The 732-nt window shown below is 72.4% G+C and carries 1 pseudogene; it reads right to left on the bottom strand.

Features of this window, described 5'->3' with window-relative positions:
* A pseudogene (locus ACFPMG_RS27775) lies at positions 1-732 on the bottom strand (oxalyl-CoA decarboxylase); the annotation flags it as partial.

Here is a 732-nt window from a genome sequence, read left to right as displayed (position 1 = left end):
TGCTCATCAGCTTGGGCGCCATCTTGGCGATGTTCGCCTCCTTGCGCGCCGACACCGCCCCCGTCCACTCCGCCGGCGGCGGCGTCCAGCCCTTGGCCATGCCCGCCGTCAGCGCCGACACGCACGACCCGATGTCGCCGACCAGCGGCGCCACGATCGCCACGTTGCTGTCCATCTCGCGCGGCTCGATGTCGATCTGGATGAAGGTCTTCGACCCCGGCTCGCCCCAGGTCTTGCCCTTGCCGTGCGACAGCAGCCAGTTCAGACGCGCGCCGACCAGCACCACCACGTCGGCGTCCTTCAGCACCATCGAGCGCGCCGCCCCCGCCGACTGCGGGTGGGTGTCGGGCAGCAGGCCCTTGGCCATGCTCATCGGCAGGAACGGGATGCCGCTCTTCTCGACCAGCTCGCGCACCGCCTCGTCGGCCTGCGCGTAGGCGGCGCCCTTGCCCAGGATGATCAGCGGCCGCTTGGCGCCCTTCAGCACCTCCAGCGCGCGCGCCACCGAGTCCGGCGAGGGCAGCTGCGCCGGGGCGGCGTCGACCACCTTGACCAGCGAGCGCGCGCCCTCGGCGGCGTCCATCACCTGCGAGAACAGCTTGGCCGGCAGGTCGAGGTAGACGCCGCCCGGCCGGCCCGACACCGCGGCGCGGATCGCGCGGGCCACGGCGATGCCGATGTCCTGGGCGTGCAGCACGCGGAAGGCCGCCTTGCACAAAGGCTTGGCGATGG

It is taken from the genome of Azospirillum himalayense, from assembly GCF_042657465.1.
Lineage (GTDB): Bacteria > Pseudomonadota > Alphaproteobacteria > Azospirillales > Azospirillaceae > Azospirillum > Azospirillum himalayense.
This window is presented reverse-complemented; position numbering and strand designations above follow the sequence as displayed.